The sequence below is a fragment of the Streptomyces sp. NBC_01320 genome (assembly GCF_035974375.1).
Taxonomy (GTDB): Bacteria; Actinomycetota; Actinomycetes; order Streptomycetales; family Streptomycetaceae; genus Streptomyces; species Streptomyces yanii.
In genome coordinates this window covers 2,817,618-2,838,997 of sequence record NZ_CP108390.1, presented here as the reverse complement: position 1 = coordinate 2,838,997, position 21,380 = coordinate 2,817,618, and the positions used below count along the sequence as shown (strand labels likewise).

At 71.1% G+C, this 21,380-nt stretch carries 19 protein-coding genes and 1 pseudogene; 11 read left to right on the top strand and 9 right to left on the bottom strand.

Annotated features, from left to right (window positions below):
- Positions 1 to 122 precede the first annotated feature (122 nt).
- A complete protein-coding gene (locus OG395_RS13290) occupies positions 123 to 1,016 on the top strand; it encodes an oxygenase MpaB family protein (RefSeq protein WP_327243102.1) in 894 nt (297 codons plus the stop codon).
- A 68-nt stretch (positions 1,017 to 1,084) separates the two neighbouring features.
- On the opposite strand, the gene OG395_RS13285 is transcribed toward OG395_RS13290, so the two are convergent.
- The 3 genes and pseudogenes from OG395_RS13285 to OG395_RS13275 all read right to left on the bottom strand — a co-directional run.
- Positions 1,085 to 1,891, bottom strand: a complete 807-nt coding sequence (locus OG395_RS13285) for an SAM-dependent methyltransferase (protein ID WP_327243101.1) — start codon at positions 1,889 to 1,891, stop codon at positions 1,085 to 1,087.
- A 29-nt stretch (positions 1,892 to 1,920) separates the two neighbouring features.
- The gene (locus tag OG395_RS13280; protein ID WP_327243100.1) at positions 1,921 to 2,964 is read right to left on the bottom strand and encodes a LacI family DNA-binding transcriptional regulator; all 1,044 of its coding nucleotides are present in this window, start codon (positions 2,962 to 2,964) and stop codon (positions 1,921 to 1,923) included.
- A gap of 128 nt (positions 2,965 to 3,092) precedes the next feature.
- Positions 3,093 to 3,361 (bottom strand): annotated as a pseudogene (locus OG395_RS13275) (M1 family peptidase); the annotation flags it as partial.
- An 84-nt stretch (positions 3,362 to 3,445) separates the two neighbouring features.
- Between OG395_RS13275 and OG395_RS13270 the strand changes: the two are divergent.
- Positions 3,446 to 5,425 (top strand): Xaa-Pro dipeptidyl-peptidase, encoded by a 1,980-nt coding sequence (locus OG395_RS13270; RefSeq protein ID WP_327243099.1) that lies wholly within the window; start codon positions 3,446 to 3,448, stop codon positions 5,423 to 5,425.
- Positions 5,422 to 6,711, top strand: a complete 1,290-nt coding sequence (locus OG395_RS13265; protein WP_327243098.1) for a M14 family metallopeptidase — start codon at positions 5,422 to 5,424, stop codon at positions 6,709 to 6,711. Before OG395_RS13270 ends, OG395_RS13265 begins: the two co-directional genes overlap by 4 nt.
- A gap of 169 nt (positions 6,712 to 6,880) precedes the next feature.
- On the opposite strand, the gene OG395_RS13260 is transcribed toward OG395_RS13265, so the two are convergent.
- Positions 6,881 to 7,852 (bottom strand): NAD(P)/FAD-dependent oxidoreductase, encoded by a 972-nt coding sequence (locus OG395_RS13260; protein ID WP_327243097.1) that lies wholly within the window; start codon positions 7,850 to 7,852, stop codon positions 6,881 to 6,883.
- A gap of 66 nt (positions 7,853 to 7,918) precedes the next feature.
- Here OG395_RS13260 and OG395_RS13255 point away from each other — a divergent pair, with 66 nt between their 5' ends.
- The 3 genes from OG395_RS13255 (at position 7,919) to OG395_RS13245 (ending at position 11,292) form a co-directional block, all read left to right on the top strand.
- Complete coding sequence (locus OG395_RS13255) at positions 7,919 to 8,974, top strand: oxidoreductase (RefSeq protein WP_327243096.1); 1,056 nt, start codon at positions 7,919 to 7,921, stop codon at positions 8,972 to 8,974.
- 94 nt (positions 8,975 to 9,068) lie between these two features.
- Positions 9,069 to 9,608: a TrmH family RNA methyltransferase gene (locus OG395_RS13250; RefSeq protein ID WP_327243095.1), complete on the top strand. Its 540-nt coding sequence runs from the start codon at positions 9,069 to 9,071 to the stop codon at positions 9,606 to 9,608.
- 46 nt (positions 9,609 to 9,654) lie between these two features.
- Entirely contained in the window at positions 9,655 to 11,292 is a 1,638-nt protein-coding gene (locus OG395_RS13245; RefSeq protein ID WP_327243094.1) for an ABC-F family ATP-binding cassette domain-containing protein, read from the top strand.
- A gap of 3 nt (positions 11,293 to 11,295) precedes the next feature.
- Here OG395_RS13245 and OG395_RS13240 read toward each other — a convergent pair whose 3' ends face one another.
- Positions 11,296 to 11,865, bottom strand: a complete 570-nt coding sequence (locus OG395_RS13240; RefSeq protein WP_327243093.1) for a TetR/AcrR family transcriptional regulator — start codon at positions 11,863 to 11,865, stop codon at positions 11,296 to 11,298.
- Positions 11,866 to 12,119: 254 nt separating this feature from the next.
- Here OG395_RS13240 and OG395_RS13235 point away from each other — a divergent pair, with 254 nt between their 5' ends.
- On the top strand, positions 12,120 to 13,571 hold the full coding sequence (locus tag OG395_RS13235; protein WP_327243092.1) for an MFS transporter: 1,452 nt from the start codon (positions 12,120 to 12,122) through the stop codon (positions 13,569 to 13,571).
- A gap of 241 nt (positions 13,572 to 13,812) precedes the next feature.
- Here OG395_RS13235 and OG395_RS13230 read toward each other — a convergent pair whose 3' ends face one another.
- Both OG395_RS13230 and OG395_RS13225 read right to left on the bottom strand, forming a co-directional pair.
- Complete coding sequence (locus OG395_RS13230) at positions 13,813 to 16,203, bottom strand: Tex family protein (RefSeq protein WP_327243091.1); 2,391 nt, start codon at positions 16,201 to 16,203, stop codon at positions 13,813 to 13,815.
- Between the two features lie 136 nt (positions 16,204 to 16,339).
- A complete protein-coding gene (locus OG395_RS13225; RefSeq protein ID WP_327243090.1) occupies positions 16,340 to 17,203 on the bottom strand; it encodes an SCO6745 family protein in 864 nt (287 codons plus the stop codon).
- A gap of 134 nt (positions 17,204 to 17,337) precedes the next feature.
- On the opposite strand from OG395_RS13225, the gene OG395_RS13220 reads away from it, so the two are divergent.
- Both OG395_RS13220 and OG395_RS13215 read left to right on the top strand, forming a co-directional pair.
- Positions 17,338 to 18,318 (top strand): GlxA family transcriptional regulator, encoded by a 981-nt coding sequence (locus OG395_RS13220; RefSeq protein WP_327243089.1) that lies wholly within the window; start codon positions 17,338 to 17,340, stop codon positions 18,316 to 18,318.
- 10 nt (positions 18,319 to 18,328) lie between these two features.
- Positions 18,329 to 18,964 carry a DJ-1/PfpI family protein gene (locus OG395_RS13215; protein WP_327243088.1) on the top strand — a complete coding sequence of 212 codons (636 nt, stop codon included), beginning with the start codon at positions 18,329 to 18,331 and terminating at the stop codon, positions 18,962 to 18,964.
- 133 nt (positions 18,965 to 19,097) lie between these two features.
- Here the strand turns inward: OG395_RS13215 and OG395_RS13210 are convergent, their stop codons facing one another.
- Positions 19,098 to 19,862 (bottom strand): enoyl-CoA hydratase/isomerase family protein, encoded by a 765-nt coding sequence (locus OG395_RS13210; protein ID WP_327243087.1) that lies wholly within the window; start codon positions 19,860 to 19,862, stop codon positions 19,098 to 19,100.
- 78 nt (positions 19,863 to 19,940) lie between these two features.
- On the opposite strand from OG395_RS13210, the gene OG395_RS13205 reads away from it, so the two are divergent.
- Together OG395_RS13205 and OG395_RS13200 are read left to right on the top strand one after the other, a co-directional pair.
- Positions 19,941 to 20,114, top strand: a complete 174-nt coding sequence (locus tag OG395_RS13205; RefSeq protein WP_327243086.1) for a hypothetical protein — start codon at positions 19,941 to 19,943, stop codon at positions 20,112 to 20,114.
- 136 nt (positions 20,115 to 20,250) lie between these two features.
- Complete coding sequence (locus tag OG395_RS13200; protein ID WP_327243085.1) at positions 20,251 to 20,706, top strand: ATP-binding protein; 456 nt, start codon at positions 20,251 to 20,253, stop codon at positions 20,704 to 20,706.
- A gap of 37 nt (positions 20,707 to 20,743) precedes the next feature.
- Here OG395_RS13200 and idi read toward each other — a convergent pair whose 3' ends face one another.
- Positions 20,744 to 21,337, bottom strand: a complete 594-nt coding sequence (gene idi / locus OG395_RS13195) for an isopentenyl-diphosphate Delta-isomerase (RefSeq protein ID WP_327243084.1) — start codon at positions 21,335 to 21,337, stop codon at positions 20,744 to 20,746.
- Positions 21,338 to 21,380: the final 43 nt, after the last annotated feature.

The window sequence follows — 21,380 nt, the reverse complement described above, 5'->3', positions numbered from 1 at the left end:
CCGGACTTGGTCTCGATGGTCCCGCCACCCCAGCTGCTCGCCGGCCCGCCCGCGATCGCATACTGGAATACACATCAGCCGGGCACCGGCCCGCACGTCCGTCACTTGCTGGGAGCCCCCGCATGAGCAGCGAAGCACCCCTGGGCAGGGACCGGAAGCGGGAGCCCGAGCCGCCGCCGCCCGGCGGAGTGCTGTGGAGCCTCGCCGGGGACGTCCGCGCCCTGCTGATGCTCCCCGCGGCCCTCACCCTCCAGGTCGCGCACCCGGCGGTCGGCGCGGGCGTCGACGAGCACTCGGTGTTCCGTACGGACCCGTGGGGGCGCGGCGAACGGTCCCTGCGCTCGCTCCAGCTCTGGGTGTACGGGGGCGAGGAAGCAGCCGAGGAGGGGCGGAGGCTGCGGAAGCTGCACCGCACCATCCAGGGCACGGACAGCCGAGGGCACCGCTACCACGCGCTGTCACCGGAGAACTACGCGTGGGTGCACGCCACCGGCTTCCCCGTGTACCAGCACGCCACGCGCTATCTCGTTCGCCCCCTCACCGAGGCGCAGGAACGGGCCCTGTACCAGGAATGGCTTCAGGTCGGCCGGGTCCTCGGCATCCACGACCGGGACATGCCGCAGTCGATCGAGGAGTTCTGGCCGTACTTTCGCAAGATGCTCGCCGACGAGATCGAGGCGACCGTCGTCGTCGAGGAGCTGGTCGCCACCGACCGGCCGGTACCGCCGCCGGACCGGGGTCCGCTGCCGGTCAGGTTGCTGCTCAAGGTCTTGTGGCCGGTCCTGTTCCCGCCGCTGGCCCGGTTCCGCAGGTTCATCACCATCGGGCTGATGCCGCCGGACGCGCGCGAGGCGATCGGTCTGGAGTGGACGGACGCGCAGGAGCGGAAGCTGCGGCGGTTCTGCGGTGTCGTCCGGGTTGTGGTGCCCGTGCTGCCTGAGCGGCTGCGCTATCTGCGGTTCGCCCGCGAGGCGCGGGCGGAGCACCGCAGAGCGGTCCGGGGCGCTTCTCGCTGAAGGTCCTCCGGAATGGACGGGCGGCGTGGACGGCGCCGCCCGTCAGTCCTTGGAACAAGGCGTTCGGATCAGGGTTTGCGCCCGACACCGCTGGCCGCGTGGCCCTGAGCGGCGTCATCCCGCGGCTGGCCGGGATCGGGCCGCCAGGCCGCCGTCCTGACGACGCCGGGGTCGACCAGGTCCAGGCCGTGGAAGAAGCCGGCGATCTGTTCCGGACTGCGCAGGTGGTACGAGCTGGCCGAGTTCGCGTTGTACGTCGAGATGGCCGTGTTCAGCGTTTCGCTCGTGTTCGTACCGTCGCTCAGCGCCAGGTAGCTGCCCGAGGGCAGGGCGGCCACGAGCCGGTCGACGATGGTCCCCGGGCCGTCCTCGTCGGGCAGCTGCCCCATGATTCCCAGCATCGTCAGACCGATCGGCCGGCTGAAGTCCAGTGTTCTGGCCGCCTGTTCGAGGATTGTGTCGACGTCCCTCACATCGGCGTTGATGTAGTCACACGCGCCCTCGGGGGCGTCGGCGAGCAGTGCGCGGGCGTGGGTCAGTACGAGCGGGTCGTTGTCGACGTACACCACCCGGCACTCAGGCGCCAGCCGCTGAGCCACCTCGTGGGTGTTGTTGGCCGTGGGCAGGCCGGTGCCGATATCGAGGAACTGGCGTATGCCGGCCTCCGCGGTCAGGAAGTGCACCGCGCGGGCGAGGAACGCCCGTTGCAGCCGGGCGATCTGAGCGAAGTCGGGAAACGCCTGCAGGATCATGTCGCCGGCCTCGGCGTCGACGGGGTAGTTGTCCTTGCCCCCGAGGAGGTAGTTCCATACCCGGGCCGAGTGCGGCCGGTCCGTCTGCAGCCTGTCGGTAAGTGAGCGAGAAAGATCATTCATGAACAGAGCTTGGCACAGAGGCGTGCTGCTCAGGCGGATGCCCGCTTGACGAGTTCGGTCGGCGTGATCACCGAATCGGGCTCCTCTCCCTCGCCGTCCAGCCGCTGCATCAACAGACGAACCATCAACCGCCCCATTCCTTCGACGTCCTGACGGACCGTCGTCAACGGCGGATCGGTTGCCTCGGCGACCTGCTCCATGTCGTCGAAGCCCACCAGCGCCACATCCTCCGGCACCCGTCGGCCGTGCTCGCCCAGCACCCGCAGGGCGCCGGACGCCATCAGGTCGTTGGACGCGAACACTGCGTCGAGGTCGGGGTGGCGCGCCAGCAGCTCGGCCATCGCGCGGGCGCCGCCCTCGGTGGTGAAGTCACCGTCCGCGACCAGGGACGGATCGGCGTCCGGCAGTACCTCGCGGTAGCCGTCGATCCGGTCGAGCGCCGACGTCTGGTCGCGGGGACCCGCAATGTGCGCGATCCGCTGCCGGCCGAGGGAGACCAGATGGCGTACGGCCTCGATGGCACCCCCACGGTTGTCGCAGTCGACGTAGGGGACGGCGTGTTCCGACGCGGCGCCCGTCGTGCCGGGGCGGCCGCCGTAGACCGTGGGGACCCGGAACCGGCGGATGATCGCGGGAAGTTCGTCGTCGGTGTGCAGCGAGAATGCCAGCACACCGTCCACATGGCCCCCGGCCAGATAGCGGGTGACCCGGTCGAAGTCGCCGCTGCCCTCCACCAGGAGCAGAACCAACTGGGCGTCGAACACGTTGAGTTCACGGCTGATTCCGCGGATCTGGCGGGAGAAGAACGGGTCGGAGAAGATCCGGAACTCCGGCTCGTCGATGATCACGGCGACCGCGCCGTTGCGCCGCGTGACCAGGGTTCGTGCCGCATGGTTCGGTATGTAGCCGAGCTCCTCGACCGCCTTGCGGACCTGGTCCACCAGCGGCTGGCGCACCCCCGCCCCGCCGTTCACGACCCGGGAGGCCGTCGCCCTGGAGACCCCGGCGAGAGCCGCCACGGCCTCCAGCGTGGGACGGACATCGCGAGCGGAATCGGGGCTCGGACCGGGCAAGGGACGCTCCTCGGGCGCACGGGACCGGCCGCGAGCGGCCGGGGCTGGCGGACCAGCACGAATCCCGCCAGCCTATCCGGCGCCGTCACCCCGCCCGGGGGTGACGGCGCCGACAGTGGCCCTGTGGATCAGTCCCGGTCGTGGACGGTGTTCGTCGCGGCGATCTTTCTCCAGGAGGCGGGCCACCCGGCGCCCCGCACGGTCCGTGCCGCGCTGGGCGCCGAAGCCTTGGGCCGCGACGGCTGGTACAGCCAGGTGTCGAGGAACCGGCGAGCGGCGTGCCCGACACCCGCTCCGCGTACGTCACGAAGTCGCTCACCTTCGCGTTCCCGTAGGCATGCTCGGCAGGCCGGACCTTCAGCAGCGCGAAGAAGGTCGCGTCACCCGGCTTCGGCCGACATGGCACCTTGACTGCCTATCCGTCACATCGGTCTGTGATCGCCCCCTGTTGCACAGGAGTTGACCGGGGTACCTTCCGCAGATGCCGATACGTGCGCGGGGCACCCGCTTGACGTACAGATCGCTGGTGGTGGCGGCCTCGGCCGCCCTGATGACCGTCCTGCTCTCACCGGCAGGTGCACAGGGCGCGAGCCCGCGGGAGAGCAGAGCCGTCTACTCGTACGGGAACGCCGTCCGTGAGTCCGTCTGGGTGGACACCGGACTGGACGGCGACGGAAACGGAAAGAGCGACCGCGTCGCCGTCGACATCGTCCGGCCGCGCGAACCCGCCCAACAGGGCCGGAAGATACCCGTGATCATGGACGCCAGCCCGTACTACTCGTGCTGCGGGCGGGGCAACGAGAGCCAGTTGAAGACCTACGACACCAACGGCGACCCCGTCCAGTTCCCGCTCTACTACGACAACTACTTCGTGCCGCGCGGCTATGCCTTCGTCGCCGTGGATCTGGCCGGTACCAATCGCTCCGACGGCTGCGTCGACGTCGGCGGCCGCTCCGACATCCAGTCCGCGACGGCCGTCATCGACTGGCTGAACGGCCGGGCCCGCGGCTACACCACCCGCACCGGCACCGAACGCACCACGGCACGCTGGTCCAACGGCCGCACCGGCATGATCGGCAAGAGCTACGACGGCACCATCGCCAACGGTGTGGCGGCGACCGGAGTCGACGGGCTGCGGACCATCGTCCCGATCGGTTCCATCTCCTCCTGGTACGACTACTACTTCGCCCAGGGCGCCCCCCTCTACGACGGTGGCCCCGAATGGCTCTCCGACTATGTCGAGAGCCCCGAGGCGTGGGCGCGCTGTGCAGCCGTGCAGCAGAAACTCGTCGACGAGGCGCCCCGTACCGGCGACTGGACGAAGCTCTGGAGCGAGCGCGACTACGTGAAGGACGCCGGCAAGGTGAAGGCCAGCGTCTTTGCCGTGCACGGGATGCAGGACCTCAACGTCCGCACCAAGCACCTCGGCCAGTGGTGGGACGCCCTTGCCGCCCAAGGTGTGGAGCGCAAGATCTGGCTCTCCCAGACCGGTCATGTCGACCCGTTCGACTACCGGCGCGCCGAGTGGGTCGACACGTTGCACCGCTGGTTCGACCACTACCTCCTCGGTTACGACAACGGCATCGACCACGCACCGATGGCCGACATCGAACGCCACCCCGACCAATGGTCCACCGACAAGGTCTGGCCGCCACGCACCACCGCCGCCACCACCGTGCGCCCCGGCCCCGGCACCGCACCCGGCGTCGGCACCCTCACCCGGAGGACCGCCCGGCCCGGCGCCACCGAGACGTTCACCGACGACCCGAAGCAGAGCGAGACGGACTGGGCCGCCGACCTGGACCGGTCCACGGACGCCAAGGCCGGGTTCCTCACCGCGCCGCTCGCCCACGACCTGCGGCTCTCCGGCTCGTCGAAGGTGACCGTCACCGCGACCCCGACCACCTCGACCGCCCATCTCTCGGCCGTCCTCGTCGATGTCGGCCCCGACACCATCCGGGACTACGGCGCATCCGGCGAAGGCATCAGAACCCTCGCCGACCGCACCTGCTGGGGTGCGAGCACCTCCGGCGACAGCTCCTGCTTCAAGGAGACGACGGCCAGGACCGCCGCCGTCGACCGGACCGTCTTCAGCCGCGGCTGGGCCGACCTCGGTACGTACGCCTCCGCAGGCAAGGGCCGCCCGCTCACCCCGGGCAAGCGCTACACGATCACGGTCGATCTGGCCGCGAGCGATCACGTGGTGCCGGCCGGACACCGCCTCGCCCTGATCGTCGCGGGCACCGACCGGGACCTCATCGACCCGCCGGCCTCCACCCCCACGCTCACCCTCGATCTGGCGCGCACGTCCGCGAAGCTGCCGTTCGTCGGCGGCGCCGCTGCGTTCGTACGCGCCACCGCGGGCCCCGCGCACGCGGTAGCCACCCCCCACGCATCCCGTCCCGAAGGCGTGGCACCGCCGCGTCCCGCACTCCGTATCCCGGGAGGCAGCCGCTCATGACACCCCGTATCCCGCTCGGCCGCAACCTCGCCATCGCCGTCGCCGCGACGGCGCTGGCCGTCCCCCTGGCCGCCGCGCCGGCCGAGGCCGCGCCCACCCCGCCCCGTACCGGCTTCGAAACCAGCAACGGGGCCCACTGGACCGGCCAGCCCGAGGAGCAGTCCTTCCTTGTCGCTGTCGACCGGGGCAGCGACCGGGTCTCCGTCGACCGGATCGGCACGACGAAACAGGGCCGCCCGCTCCAGCTCGTCCGCATCGGCAACCACCACGCGGCCACCACGGTCCTGCTGATCTGCAGTCAGCACGGCAACGAGCCGTCCGGCCGCGAGGCGTGTCTGACCACCATTCGCGATCTGGCGTACGCCGACGACCAAGCGACCCGCACCTTCCTCTCGCACACCGATGTCCTCGTGGTGCCCACCGCCAACCCCGACGGGCGCGCCGCGAACACCCGGGGCAACTCCGACGGCGTCGACATCAACCGCGACCACATCGCCCTGCAGACCGCCGAGGCGCGCGCCATGGCCGCGGTCATCCGCGACCGGAAGCCCGAGGTGATCTACGACCTGCACGAGTACGGTGCCACCCCGCCGTACTACGACAAGGACCTGTTCGTCCTCTGGCCCCGCAACCTCAACGCCACCGACCGGGTGCACAACGAATCGCAGACCCTGGCGGAAAAGTACGTGCGGCCCACCGCCAAGAACGCCGGCTACAGCAGCGGTCTCTACGGGATCTGGACCGACCCGGTCACCGGAGACCCGATCAAGCAGACGGCGGGTGACGGACAGGAGCGCATCCTGCGCAACACCTCGGGCATCAAGCACGCGGTGGGCCTCCTCATCGAGTCCCGCGTCGATGCGCTCACCGACGCCGAGAAGGCCGACCCGGCCCTCAACAGCCGGCGCCGCGTCGACTCGCAACTCGTCGCGCTCGACGGTCTGTTCCGCTTCACCGACGAACGACGCGGTCCCATCGGCGCCGCCACCGCCGCGTCCCGTGCGGCCGGGTACGCCGACCGCGGTCCCGTCTACCTCGGGGGCGCGGACAACGAACCGGCCGAACCCGTCAAGATCCTCCAGGACCCGCCGTGCGGCTACCGCCTGAGCGCCGCGCAGTTCGCCGACGTCAAGGACGAACTCGCCCTGCACGGCGTCACCTCCCGGTCCGACGGTGACGGAGTGTACGTACCGTTGCGGCAGTCGGCCCGGAACCTGATCCCGCTCCTCCTGGACGAGCGGGCGACATATCACCTCACAAACGGTCAACCCGATACGGCTTGTTGATCACGTGAACCGTGTGATGCGTGTGGTACCGCCTACGGAGAGCGAAAACCAGCTTCCGTGAAAGGTGCCACTCGTGTCGCAGGACGAACAGGGGACGGGCGGACGGGGGAGGATCTGCCGTAACGGCGGATCGGCCCGGCCGCCCGCCCCCTCCGCCCCGCGGCCCGGTTCAGGAGAGGAGATCGGCCGCCGCCCGCGCGCAGCCCAGGGCCACCGTCACCCCCGCACCCCCGTGCCCGTAGTTGTGCACCAACCGCCCGCCGCCCGGCAGCGGTTCGACCCCGATCCGCACACCGGCGTCACGCGCGGGACGCAGACCCACCCGGTGCCCGATGACCCGCGCCCCCGCGATCTCCGGCCGGATCCGGGCACACCGGGCCACGATCTCCTCGGCGGTACGGGGGTCGGGCACCGTGCTCCAGTTGTCCACCTCCGCCGTGCCGCCGAGAACCAGCCTCCCGGGCTGCGGGAAGAAGTACGTCGTCCCGTCCGACACAGGGTCCGCCTCGGTGAACCACTCCTCGATCCCCGGGTTCTCCACCAGCACCAGCTGGCCGCGCACCGGGCGCACCCCGGCATCGGGGACCAGCTCGCGCGCCGCGAGACCGGTGCAGTTGACCACCGTCGCCGCCTGTGCGGCGGCTTCGTCGAACGAGGTGACCGTACGCCGCTCGACAGCGCCGCCGACCACCGCCAACTGCCGCTCCAGCCAGCGAAGATGGACCGGCATGTCGATCAGCGGCAGCCGGACCCGCAGCCCCTCCGCGACCTCCGTCACGTCCTTCAGCTGCCCTGTCCACGACCCGAGAGCGGCGAGCCGCTCGCCCCCGTGCAGACCGGGGATCAGTCGCACCCCCGTCTCGTCCGGGCGCCCGGCCAGCTCCTCATATCTCCGGAGCGAGGTCAGCGACCAGTCGCCGACCAGCTCGTCGGGCTCGATCCGGTACGGCCACCACAACGCCCCCGCCACTGCCGACGTCGTCGCCGCGGCCGGCTCCCGGGACCAGACCCGCACCCGGTGGCCGCGCTCGGCCAGCACCAGGGCCGTGGTCAGCCCGCTGATCCCACCCCCCACCACGATCACGTCCGGCACGTCTGGCACGTCCGTTCGCCCCGTCACCTCTGCCCGTGTGTCGCTCATGGCCGGACGCTAACGGAATCCGCGCTGCAGCGCGCACAGCGGGTCCGCGTTGGGAATACTCGGAACATGTCTGCCGAGTACGCGACTTTCGGCCTTGCGCCGGCGATGCGAGCCGGTGGAGTCCTGGCCAGTGGTGACTACCAGGTGCACCGGGACTTCATGGACTTCGTCATCGACGGCCGTCCGCTGCTGTTCCATCTCTCCGACCTCGACGCCGTCTCCCCGCTCGCCTCCGACGTACCGCCCGCGATCTTCACCACCCACGTGCGGCGCCTGCTCCTCGAAGCGGACGCCCCGCTGCCCGACGGACGCTATGTGATCTACGGGTGTCCGGAGTGCGAGAGCCTCGCATGCGGGGCGGTCACCGCCGTCATCGAACGCGACGGCACCGACATCGTCTGGCGCGACTTCGCCTGGCAGACGTACGAGACCGTCGACCTGGAACAGGGTGGCTACCACGGGATAGGGCCGTTCCGCTTCGACGGCGACCAGTACCGGCAGGAACTGGAACGACTTCTCCCCTCCGAGGCGGCGGACGGCACGGAACCGGGCCGGGACGCGCCCGCCGGGCAGCGCGTGCTGCTCATCGGCGCTCGCGTCGCCGTACTCGCCAAGCTCGCCGCCGCGCTCCGCGCCATCGGGATCGGCGCCGACATCACCGCGGACGCTGCCCAGGTGCCGGCCGAGGAACTCCGCGGCTACCGCGCCGTGGCCTTCGGCCGGGCGATCACCGAGGACGAACGCGCCGCCGTGCGTCACGCGTTCACCCGGGCCGCCGCGGACGTCGTCTACGTGGACGGCCTGGCCCCGGTGATCCCGGTGCTGGTCGCCCAGATCCAGCACGCCCTGGACCGCAGCGCACCTGCCCGGCGCCGTCTGGTCCGGCTGACGGCGGCGGCGGACGGCGCGGCCGAGGTCGACGTCACCTCGGCCTGCCGGGTCAGCCTGGTCGCGTACCGCCTCGACCGGCTGCACCGCACCCACGTGCAGGAGGTCTTCGACGGCGTACTGGAGCCGGGGCAGCACCGAATTCCACTGGACACACGGGCCGTCAAGGGACAATCCTTCGTCGTGGCACGCACCACCGGGAGCGTGCTGGTGGCACCCATGGTCCACCACTGAGCACGGAGTCGATGGCCCCGGCGAGCCGCCAATCGCCGCACACGATGCCTCGAACGCACCACCAGTCGTCCAGGAGGTCCGCCTCCGTGCCGCGATGAGCGGCGACCGGGGCGGGCCCGCCCCCGCGATCCGCACCCGCACCCGCGCGGAACTGCGCCGCACCCGGCGCCCCCGCGCCCACTCCTGCTGGGACCACCTCTACGCGGCACCGCTCTGGCCGCTGCACGGCGCCAATCTCGGCACCCTCGCCCGCACCTGCGACGCGGTCGGCGCCTGCCTCACCGTGCCCCGCTTCCCCTGGGTCCCCGAGGCCCTCGCCCGCGGCAACACCCTCCGTGAACCTCTCTGCACCCACTGGACCGGCGACCCCCTCGGCTGGTTGCGGAAACAGCGCGAACGCGGCCTGCGGATCGTCGGCGTCGAGCTGGCCGACGAAGCGATTCGCCTCGCCGACCTGCCCGCAGCCCGCCAACCGACCGTGATTGTTCTCGGCCACGAACAGCACGGCATCCCGCCCGAGGCCCTGGATCTCCTCGACACGTGCGTGGAGATACCGATGATCGGCACAGGCGCGAGCCTGAACGTCGCCGTGGCGGGCTCCCTCGCCCTTTACAAACTGGCCGGGCTGCTCTGAAACCCGTCGAGAGCGAAGCCGTCCGCCGATTAGGATCGACACCCTGATGACTGCCACTCTCGTCGCCAAGGACCTCGCCGCCGGACACGGCGACCGCACACTCTTCGCCGGACTCGACCTCGTCGTCGCACCCGGTGACGTGATCGGTCTCGTCGGAGTCAACGGAGCCGGAAAATCTTCCCTCCTCCGGCTGCTCGCCGGGCTCGACCGGCCGGAGGAGGGCGAGCTGCGGCTCTCCCCGCCCACCGCCACCGTCGGCCACCTCCCGCAGGAACCGGAACGCCGCCCGGACGAGACCGTGCGGGAGTTCCTCGCCCGCCGGACCGGCGTCGCCGACGCCCAGCAGGCGATGGACGCCGCGACGCAGGCCCTGGTCGACGAGGCGCCGGGCGCCGACGACGCGTACTCCGAAACTCTCGAACGCTGGCTGGCCCTCGGTGGCGCCGACCTCGACGAGCGCGCCGAGGAGGTCGCCGCCGACCTCGGTCTGACCGTCGGCCTCGACCTGCCGATGACCGCGCTCTCCGGGGGCCAGGCCGCCCGCGCCGGACTTGCCTCGCTGCTTCTGTCGCGATACGACGTCTTCCTCCTCGACGAGCCCACCAACGATCTGGACCTGGACGGTCTGGAGCGACTGGAGCGGTACGTCTCCGGGCTGCGCGCCGGCACCGTCGTCATCAGCCACGACCGCGAGTTCCTGATGCGTACGGTCACCAAGGTTCTCGAACTCGATCTCGCCCAGCAGCAGATCAACCTCTACGGCGGTGGGTACGCGGCCTATCTCGAGGAGCGCGACCGGGCCCGCAGGCACGCCCGCGAGGAGTTCGAGGAGTACGCCGACAAGCGCTCGGCCCTCGAAGGTCGCGCCCAGATGCAACGCAGCTGGATGGACAAGGGCGTCAAGAACGCCCGCCGCAAGGCCACCGACTCCGACAAGATCGGCCGCAAGTTCCGCAGCGAAGCGAGCGAGAAGCAGGCTGCGAAGGCCCGGCAGACCCAGCGCATGATCGAACGGCTCGATGTCGTCGAGGAGCCGCGCAAGGAGTGGGAGCTGCGGATGGAGATCGCCACGGCCCCGCGCTCCGGATCGGTCGTCGCCACGCTCCGCGAAGCTCAGTGCGTGCGCGGCGACTTCGCGTTCGGGCCGGCGTCGCTGCAGATCGACTGGGCGGACCGGGTGGCGATCACCGGCGCCAACGGAGCCGGCAAGTCCACTCTCCTCGCGGCGCTGCTCGGCCGCCTGCCGCTGGACTCGGGCCATGCGACGCTCGGCTCGGGCGTGGTGGTGGGCGAGGTGGACCAGGCCCGGAAGCTGTTCCACGGCTCGGAGACCTTGCTGGAGGCGTTCTGCGCAGCCGTCCCCGAGACCGAACCCGCCGAGGTCCGCACGCTGCTCGCCAAGTTCGGGCTGCGCGCGGACCATGTGATGCGGCCCGCCACGACCCTCTCCCCGGGCGAACGGACCCGGGCGGCCCTCGCCCTTCTCCAGGGCAAGGGCGTGAACCTCCTGGTCCTGGACGAGCCGACGAACCACCTCGACCTGCCCGCGATCGAGCAGCTGGAGTCGGCGCTCGACTCGTACACCGGGACGTTGCTGCTGGTCACGCACGACCGGCGGATGCTCGACGTCGTCCGCACCACGCGCATGCTGCGGGTGGACGGGGGCAGGGTCACCGAGAGCTGAGGGTCAGCGGGTGCGTACGCCGTCCAGGGCGATCTCCAGGACGCGGTCGCGCTGTTCGGTCGTGGGGTAAGACGCCCCGGTGACGCCCGCGACCATGCGGATCAGGTCGTCGAAGGACATGTCGGGCCGGATCTGGCCGGCTTCCTGGGCGCGCGTGAACAGCGGGCCGCCTGCCTCGTACATCGAGGTGCGGCACGAGACGAACACATCGGACTCGCCGTCCACCGCCTCGCGGATCGCCCGCTTGGTGACCATGTACTCGACGAAGCGGCGCAGCCAGACGGTCAGTGCCTGCCACGGCGGCTCGTCCGCGACCTCGTCGGCGACCTTGCACAGGGCATCGACCTCGTCCGCGTAGACGACCTCGAAGAGCTGGAGGCGGGTCGGGAAATTGCGGTACAGCGTGCCGATGCCGACGCCCGCGCGGCGCGCGATGTCCTCCAGTGAGGCGTCGGCGCCCTGGGCGGCGAAGGCCTCACGGGCGGCCTTCAGCAGCGCGTCGTAGTTGCGCCGCGCGTCGGCTCGGCGCGGGCGCCGCGCCTCGACGATCTCGCTCACCGGGGTGTGCGCCACCTTGTGTCTCCCTGACTTGAACCGGAGGTATGCCTCCGCTAATCTGGAGGTGCTCCTCCACTTTACCAGTGGAGCGGCTTCCGGCGTCGGCTGTGCCCGACGGCTCCCACCCTTCCGGACGCGGCAGCGAGGCCGCGCCCCGCGTCCGTGCCCCCAGGGCACCCCGCACTCCCACTCCCTACCAGTGCATACGGCCGGTTTCCGCCGTCCCGCAGAACCGGCATGCCCGCATATACCCGAGAGAGAAGCCGACTTTGTCCGCTCCATCCCGACCGCGTTCCTCGAACCGGGTCACCTTCGCCGTCCTCGCGACCGGTGCGGGTGTGTTCTCCCTCCTCCAGTCTCTGATCGCACCGGCCCTGCCCACCGTCCAGCACGCCATGCACACCTCGCAGGCGACGGTGACCTGGGTGATGACGGCCTATCTCCTCTCCGCCTCGATCTTCACCCCGATCCTCGGTCGCGTCGGCGACCTGATCGGCAAGAAGCGCACGCTCGTCGCCGCACTGGTCGCGGTACTCGTCGGCTGTCTGCTCGCCGCGCTCGCGCCCACCATCGGCATCCTGATCGTCGCGCGCGTCGTGCAGGGCATCGGCGGCGCACTCTTCCCGCTGTCCTTCGGCATCATCCGGGACGAGTTCGACGCCTCCCGGGTCGGCGCCGGCATCAGCAACCTGTCCGCGGTCATCGCCGCGGGCGGCGGCTTGGGCATCGTCCTCGCCGGGCCCATCGTCGCCACGCTCGACTACCGCTGGCTGTTCTGGCTTCCGGTGATCGTGGTCGCGCTGACCGCCGCGATCGCCCTCCGGTACGTGCCCGAGTCGCCGCGGCGCGCCGAGGGCCGCGTCAACTGGAGCGGTGCGATTCTGCTCTCCGGCTGGCTGGTGGCGCTGCTGCTGCCGCTGAGCCAGGCAAGCTCGTGGGGCTGGGGCTCGGCCCGGGTCCTCGGCCTGTTCGGCGTCGCCGTCGTGCTGTTCGCTGCATGGCTGGTCGCCGAGACGCGGGCCGAACACCCGCTGATCGATCTGCGCATCATGCGGCTGTACCCGGTGTGGACGACCAACGCGACCGCACTGCTCTTCGGGGCGGGCATGTACGCGGTGTGGTCATTCCTGCCAGGCTTCGCACAGACCCCGTCGGCCGCCGGGTACGGATTCGGCTCCAGCGTCACCGGGGCCGGACTGCTGATGCTGCCCATGCTGGTCGCGATGTTCGCCTCCGGTGTGCTCAGTGGCCGCCTCGCTCCCGTGGTCGGCGCGAAGAGCCTGCTCGTCACCGGCGCGGCTCTCGGTGCGGTCTCCTGCGGACTGCTCACCGTCTGGCACGGACAGGTCTGGCAGGTCTCCGTGGCCGCCGGGGTGTTCGGCCTCGGCATCGGATTGGCGTTCGCCTCCATGGCCACCCTCATCGTGCACAGCGTCCCGGCAGAGCAGACCGGCGCTGCGACCGGCATGAACGCCAACGTCCGCACCATCGGCGGCTCCATCGGCGCCGCGGTCACCGGCATCCTGGTCACCGGCCGGCTCCAGCCGACCGGGCTCCCGTACGAGTCCGGCTACACCCACGGCTTCGCCCTGCTCACCCTCCTCTGCCTCGCCGCGGCGCTCGTGGCCCTGCTGATCCCGGCCCACCGCGCGTCGCTGAAGCTCCGCGCGGCCGGGGGAAGCGTGGAACGGAGGGAGACGGCGGGGGTGGCCGCGGAGTAGCGGCCACCGTACGAGGGGCGGGCGCCCCAGGAGCGTGTTGCCTGGAGCGCCCGCCCTTCGTACAGCAGCTGCGCGGCTCAGTGCGGCGCAGAACGGCGCACCGGCCGGTCGGCGTGCTTGGCGGGCGCGACCCCCGGCCCGGAGCCGGCCGGGTCCGGTCGGTGCCTGTGGCGAATGCCGGGCGGGTACGCCGGAGACCCGCCCGGCCTGGTCACCCGACCCGCCCGGCCACCGGACCTCGTCAGCGCCTGCCGCGGCGGTCCGTGGGATTGCCGCCGTCGGTCAGACCCGCGCGGCGCAGGGCGTCGGCCATCGCACTGTTCGTGGGGGCCGGGGCCGCCGCCTGACGGGCGCCGCCTCCGCCGTCTCGGCGTTCGCGGGGGGTGCGCTGCTGGGGCGGGCGTGCGCCCTGGGCGCGCTCACGGCGCCGGCCCTGGCCGCCGCCGGAAGCCTGCGGTGCCGCCTCGTCGTCCAACCGCAGCGTCAGTGAGATCCGCTTCCGCGGGATGTCGACGTCCATCACCTTCACCTTCACGATGTCGCCCGGCTTCACGACATCACGCGGATCCTTCACGAACGTCTTCGACATCGCCGACACATGCACCAGACCGTCCTGGTGCACACCCACGTCCACGAACGCCCCGAACGCGGCGACATTCGTGACGACCCCCTCCAAGACCATCCCGGCGGCCAGATCGCCGATCTTCTCGACGCCCTCCTTGAAGGTGGCCGTCTTGAACGCGGGCCGCGGGTCGCGACCCGGCTTCTCCAGCTCCTTCAGGATGTCCGTGACCGTCGGCAGACCGAATTTCTCGTCCACGAAGTCGTCGGCGCGCAGCGACCGCAGCACGCTCGAGTTGCCGACCAGCGCAGCGACCTCGCCGCTCACCGCCTTCGCCATCCGCCGCACCACCGGGTACGCCTCCGGGTGCACGCTCGACGCGTCGAGCGGGTCGTCGCCCCGGATCCGGAGGAAGCCCGCGCACTGCTCGTACGCCTTCGGGCCCAGCCGCGCCACATCCTTCAGCGCCTTCCGGGACCGGAAGGGCCCGTTCGCGTCCCGGTGCGCGACGATGTTCTCGGCGAGGCCGGAGCCGATGCCCGAGACCCGCGAAAGCAACGGGGCGGACGCGGTGTTGACGTCGACGCCGACACCGTTCACACAGTCCTCGACGACCGCGTCCAGCGAGCGCGACAGCTTCACTTCCGACAGATCGTGCTGGTACTGGCCGACGCCGATCGACTTCGGGTCGATCTTCACGAGCTCGGCCAGCGGGTCCTGCAGACGCCGCGCGATCGACACCGCGCCGCGCAACGACACGTCCATGTCGGGGAGTTCCTGGGAGGCGAAGGCGGAGGCCGAGTAGACCGAGGCGCCCGCCTCGGACACCATCACCTTGGTGAGCTTCAGCTCCGGGTGCCTCTCGCACAGTTCACCGGCGAGCTTGTCCGTCTCGCGGGACGCCGTGCCGTTGCCGATCGCGATCAGGTCGACGGAGTGCTCCTTCGCCAGCCGCTCCAGCTTGGCCACGGACTCGTCCCACTTGTTCGCCGGGACGTGCGGGTAGATGACGTCCGTCGCGACGACCTTGCCGGTCGCGTCGACGACGGCCACCTTCACCCCGGTACGGAAACCGGGGTCGAGCCCCAGCGTGGCGCGCGTGCCGGCCGGCGCGGCGAGCAGCAGGTCGCGCAGGTTGGACGCGAAGACCCGTACCGCCTCGTCCTCCGCCGCCGTCCTCAGTCGCAGCCGCAGATCGATCCCGAGGTGGACGAGGATCCGGGTCCGCCACGCCCACCGCACCGTGTCGCCGAGCCACTTGTCGCCGGGGCGGCCCCGGTCGGCCACGCCGAAGCGCCGGGCGACCATGTTCTCGTACGTCGAAGGGCCCGGCTCGTCCGACGGCTCCTCCGGCTCCAGGACCAGGTCGAGCACGTCCTCCTTCTCGCCCCGGAGCATCGCGAGCACCCGGTGCGAGGGCAGCGCGGTGAACGGCTCGGCGAAGTCGAAGTAGTCGGCGAACTTCGCGCCGGCCTCCTCCTTGCCGTCCCGCACCTTCGCCGCCAGCCGCCCGCGCGACCACATGCGCTCACGCAGCTCGCCGATCAGGTCCGCATCCTCCGAGAAACGCTCGGTCAGGATCGCCCGGGCGCCCTCCAGCGCCCCTGCCGCGTCCGCGACGCCCTTGTCGGCGTCCACGAAGGCAGCCGCCGCGGCGAGCGGGTCGACCGACGGGTCGCCGAGCAGACCCTCGGCCAGCGGTTCGAGCCCCGCCTCCCGGGCGATCTGCGCCTTCGTCCGCCGCTTCGGCTTGAACGGCAGATAGATGTCCTCCAGACGGGCCTTGGTGTCGGCCGCCCGGATCTGCGCCTCCAGAGCCTCGTCCAGCTTGCCCTGCTCCCGTACGGACTCGAGGATCGCCGAACGTCGATCCTCCAGCTCCCGCAGATAGCGCAACCGCTCCTCGAGCGTGCGCAGCTGCGCGTCGTCGAGCATCTCGGTCGCTTCCTTGCGGTAGCGCGCGATGAACGGCACGGTCGACCCGCCGTCGAGCAGCTCGACGGCCGCCTTCACCTGCCGCTCGCGTACGCCGAGCTCCTCGGCGATCCTGCCTTCGATGGACGTCGTCACGGTTTCTACCGACTCGCCTTCTCGTACTGGCTGTGCTTACCGGGGGCCAGGGCACGCCGTGGTCCCTTCGCCAGCATTGTGCCGGGTGGTCGGGCGCCGTGTCGCCCGACCACCCCGTTTGTCGACCGACAGGCTCTCAGCCCTTGCCGATCAGATCCGCCGGGAACGCACCCGCCGAGGCCGCCGTGAGGAGGAATCCGCGCGCCAGCTCGGTGAGCCGTTCCACGCCCTCCGCTCCCAGATGCTCGTACGGTGCCAGGTCCATCCGGTCCGTGGTGTCCTCCAGCTCCGCCCGCAGCGCGACGCCCGCCTCCGTCAACTCGCCCTCGCCGTCCAGGAGTCCGCGCCCGCGCAGCCGTTCGGCCGCGTCCTCCCAGTCCGTGCGGCGCCAGCCGCGGGTGGCGAGCACCCAGCGCGGGGACATCCCCTTTCCGGTCGCGGTGTGGCTGACCAGGGCCTCGACCGGGTCGAGGCCGGCGGCGACGAGCGCGGCGAGATGGCCGTCACCGCGGTGTTCGCGCAGCAGCGTCCCGGCGTGCCAGTACGCCAGATGCGGCTGCTCCGGCACCGGCAGATCGGCGTGGGCGGCGTAGAGCGGCCGGGCGTGTCGCGTGCACGCCTCGGTGGCGCGCAGCGCCAGCCCCGCGGCCTCGGCCAGCTCGGGGGAGTCGATGATCTCCGGGCCGAGCAGCCGGCGCAGCGTCGTGTCCACGGCCCGCAGCCGGGCGTCGAGGACCGCCTGCGGCGAGGCGACGGACCACACCGCGGGGAGGTGCCGGGCGACGAGTTCGTGGTTGAAGTTGTAGAAGGTGGCGGTGACCGTACCGGGTCCGACGGCGCCGAGCGCCGCTCCGCGTGCGGCGAAGTAGGCGGCGTTCGAGTCGTGGATGCCGAGCTCTGCGAGCTCCTTGCCGAGGTCGGGGGAGAAGTAGACCGTCGAGTGCAGCGGGTTGATGGCGTTGTGGCAGCGGCGTCCGGCGCGCGGCGGCAGAGTACTCATGCCCGCACGTTACCGACTGGTCGGTACGCCCCGTAACCCCGGGGTCCGGCCCATTTTCGACCGGCACCGGCATGGCAGGAAAGGTGGGTTCTTCGTCATTGCAGCCATCTTCGCGGCCGCCCAGGATGGCAGACATGACGCAGCGATCCGTACTCGTCGTCCTCTTCGGCGGCGTTCAGAGTCTCGACGTGACCGGGCCCATGGAGGTCTTCGCCGGCGCTGCCCGCTTCCCGGACGTCACGTACGACCTCCGCACCGCCTCTCTCGACGGGGCACCGGTCCGCACGAGCGTCGGCCTCACCCTCGTTCCGGACGGCAGCCTCGGCGACGCCGAACCGCCCCACACCCTCCTCGTCCCCGGCGGCCAGGGCACCCGTCACCCCGATCCGGCACTCGTCGACTGGCTGCGCACCCAAGCCCCGCACGCCGAACGGCTGGTCTCGGTCTGTACGGGAGCGCTGCTCCTCGCCGCCGCCGGCCTCCTGGACGGGCACCGGGTGACCACCCACTGGGTGGTCGCCGAGCATCTCGCCCGCGCGTACCCGGATGTCGAGGTCGACCCGGACCCGATCTTCGTACGCGACGGGAAGCTGGCCACCTCCGCCGGTGTCACCGCGGGCATCGATCTCTCCCTCGCTCTCGTCGAGGAGGACTTCGGCAGGCAGGTGGCCCTCACCGTCGCCCGCCACCTCGTGGTCTTTCTCCGCAGACCCGGGAACCAGGCCCAGTTCAGCGCCCAGCTCACCGCACAGAGCGCACGCCGCGAGCCACTGCGCGAGGTCCAGCACTGGATCACCGAACACCCCGACGACGACCTCTCCGTCGACGCGCTCGCCGCCCGGGCCCGCCTCTCGCCCCGCCACTTCGCGCGCGCCTTCCAGACCGAGACGGGGATGACCCCCGGCCGGTACGTCGACCGTGTCCGGATCGAACACGCCAGGCGGCTGCTGGAGGACACCACCGACGGGGTCGCCGGGATCGCGCGCACCTGCGGGTACGGCACCCCGGAGGCGATGCGCCGTGCCTTCATCAAGACCCTCGGCACCGCCCCCGCCGAATACCGGCGCCGCTTCCGTCCCCAGCCCGTGACGAGCACGACCACCAGTGTCAACTGAAAGGACCACCATGCAGATCGCCATCGTCCTCTTCGACCGCTTCACGGCCCTCGACGCCGTCGGCCCCTACGAAATCCTCTCCCGCGCCCCCGGCGCCGAGACCGTCTTCGTCGCCGAGCGGACCGGTCCCGTGCGCAACGACAGCGGCAGCCTCGCGCTCGTCGCCGATCGGACCCTCGCCGACGTACCCGCCCCGGATGTGGTGATCGTCCCCGGCGGCCCCGGCCAGAGCGCCCAGATGGAGAACGAGACGCTGCTCGGCTGGCTGCGCGTCGCGGATGCGACCAGCACCTGGACGACCTCCGTCTGCACCGGCTCGCTGCTGCTCGCCGCGGCCGGTCTGCTGAAGGGGCGGCGCGCCACCTCGCACTGGCTCGCCCTGGACCTCATCAAGACCTTCGGAGCCGAGCCGACCGGCGAACGTGTCGTCATCGAGGGCAAGTACGTGACGGCCGCCGGTGTCTCGTCCGGCATCGACATGGGGCTCACCCTGCTCGGCCGGATCGCCGGCGACGAGCACGCCCAAGCCGTACAGCTGCTGACGGAGTACGACCCCCAGCCGCCGTACGACGCGGGGTCACCGGAGAAGGCTCCGGCCGCGCTCGTCGAGGAATTCCGCACCAAGAGCCGCTTCATCCTCCGATAGGGGATGGCCGCAAAGTACCGCCGGGGACGGCTGCGAAGCACCGTCGGCCGCCCGGAGGGAGTGGCCCGCCGCGGGCCGGGCGAGACTTTGCGGACACGCCCTGCCGGGATGTCCGGCGGATCCCGGCCGGCGCTCAGGTCGTCCAGGTGAAGTGCGGCGCCCGCCGCTCCAGGAAGGCGGCGACACCCTCCGCGGTGTCGCCGCTGCGGCGCGCCTGCTCCACCCAGTACGCGTCCCGGTCCTTCCGCCCCGTGGCGAACTCCTTCGCCGCCGCCTGTGTCAGCTGTGAGCGCGATGCCAGGATCCGTACGTACGCCTCCACCCGCTTGTCCAGCTCACCGGCCGGCAGCACCTCGTCCACCAGTCCGGTCCGCAGTGCCCGTTCCGTGCCGATCAATTCGCCGGAGAACAGCAGATGCTTTGCCGCGGCCGGTCCGATCAGCGAGACCAGCCGCCGGGTCGACGACGCGGCGTAGACGATCCCGAGCCTGGCCGGGGTGACGCCGAAGGACGCGCCCTCCTCGGCGAACCGCAGATCGCAGGCGGCCGCCAGCTGACTGCCGCCGCCCACACAGTAGCCGCGCACCGCGGCGAGCGTCGGCCGGGGGAAGGCGGCCAGGGCCTCCTCGGCCGCCACCGCCAGAGCCTGTGGATCGTACGCCGGGTCGCTCGCCCGGTCCCGCAGTGAGGAGATGTCCGCGCCCGCACAGAAGGTGCCCCCCGCGCCGGTCAGAACCAGGGCGCGCACGGCGGGGTCGGCGGCCGTCCGCTCCAGCAGTGCGGGCAGCGCCTGCCACATGGCGGCCGTCATGGCGTTGCGCTTGGCCGGGTTGCTGATCACGACGGTGGCGATGCCGTCCGCGACGGTGAGCTGCAGCTGCGGTTCCGTACGGTCCATGCGCCGGATGCTATCCGCACCGTTCGAACCTGTGATCAAGAAGGGGTTGCGAAGTCACCCACAGTGAGGAGCTGTCAGATGGGCGGTCCCGAACTCCAGGGCGGGAAACCGAGCCGCAGCTTCGGCGGGCTCGTCCTGCTCGGCGCCCTCCAGCTCCGTGCCCTTGTGGTCGTGGCGGGCCTGGACCGCGTGGCGACCGAGGCACTGCCGGACAAGCCCTCAGAAGAAGATCAGAACCAGTCCGAGAACTGACGCTGTCATACTCATTCGAAAAAATTCTGTCGATAGAGGTCGATTTCTGTTCAGTAGCACGGTCCGGGCCGACTACTCCCCGCACTCTGTACTTCGACGTGCAGTGACTGTCGAGTCGAGAGCGGGTGCGGGAACTATGGAGAGCCGCGGGAGTGTCCCCGCCAGGCCCGTGCCGTACGAGGGAGTCTGGCGGTTCACCGCGCCGGCCGTCGACGTCTCCGTACCGCAGGCCCGGCACGCCGTACGCGATCTGCTGAACCGCCAGGGCGTGCCCATGGACGAGGGCATCACCCAGGGCCTGCTGCTCATCGTCTCCGAGCTGGTCACCAACGCCGTGAAGCACGCCGCTCTGCTCTCCCCGGAGCTCGCGGTCGAGGTGGCCGTCGGTGCCGAATGGGTCAGAGTCTCCGTCGAGGACAACCACCCGTACCGGCCCACGGCGCTGGAAACGGACTACGCGCAGACGGGCGGGCGCGGGCTGCTGTTGGTCCGGGAGATCACGAACGAGGCGGGTGGCACCTGCGATGTGGAGCACACCGCAGGCGGCGGAAAGATCATCTGGGCGGCACTGCCGCTGACCCCGTTCCTCTGACCCCCCGCCCGTCCCGCGCCCGCCGTTCGGTTCGCCGCTACCAGCCCGCGGACGGGCCGGTCAGCTCCCTGATCGCCGGGCGCGCGGCATCGAGCACCGTCATGAACCACGCCGAGAACGGTGCCTCGGCATGCCGCTTCGCCAGTTCGTCGGCGGCCACGAACGCCGTCTCGCCGATCTCCTCCGGGTCCGGCTGCAGCTCCGCCTGCGCCATGCCGACGAAGAGGTGGTTGAACTCCTGCTCCACCAGGCCCGATGCCGGGTCGGGGTGGTTGTAGCGGACGGTGCCCGCCTCGGCCAGCAGCGAGGGCGAGATCCCGAGCTCCTCGTACGTACGCCGGGCGGCGGCGGTGAAGGGTGCCTCGCCCGGGTACGGGTGGCCGCAGCAGGTGTTCGACCAGACACCGGGGGAGTGGTACTTGCCGAGCGCCCGGCGCTGCAGCAGCAGTCTGCCCTGCTCGTCGAAGAGGAACACGGAGAACGCCCGGTGCAGTTGACCAGGTGCCTGGTGGGCGGCGAGCTTCTCCGCCGTGCCGATGGTGGTGCCGTTCTCGTCGACCAGTTCGAGCATGATCGCTTCTGCTGTGCCGTTCGACGAGCTGTTCGCCGCGGTGGCTGGTGTGGTCGGCATACCCATCCTTCGCTATGGTCCCCGGCCTGGTGCGCCGGTACCC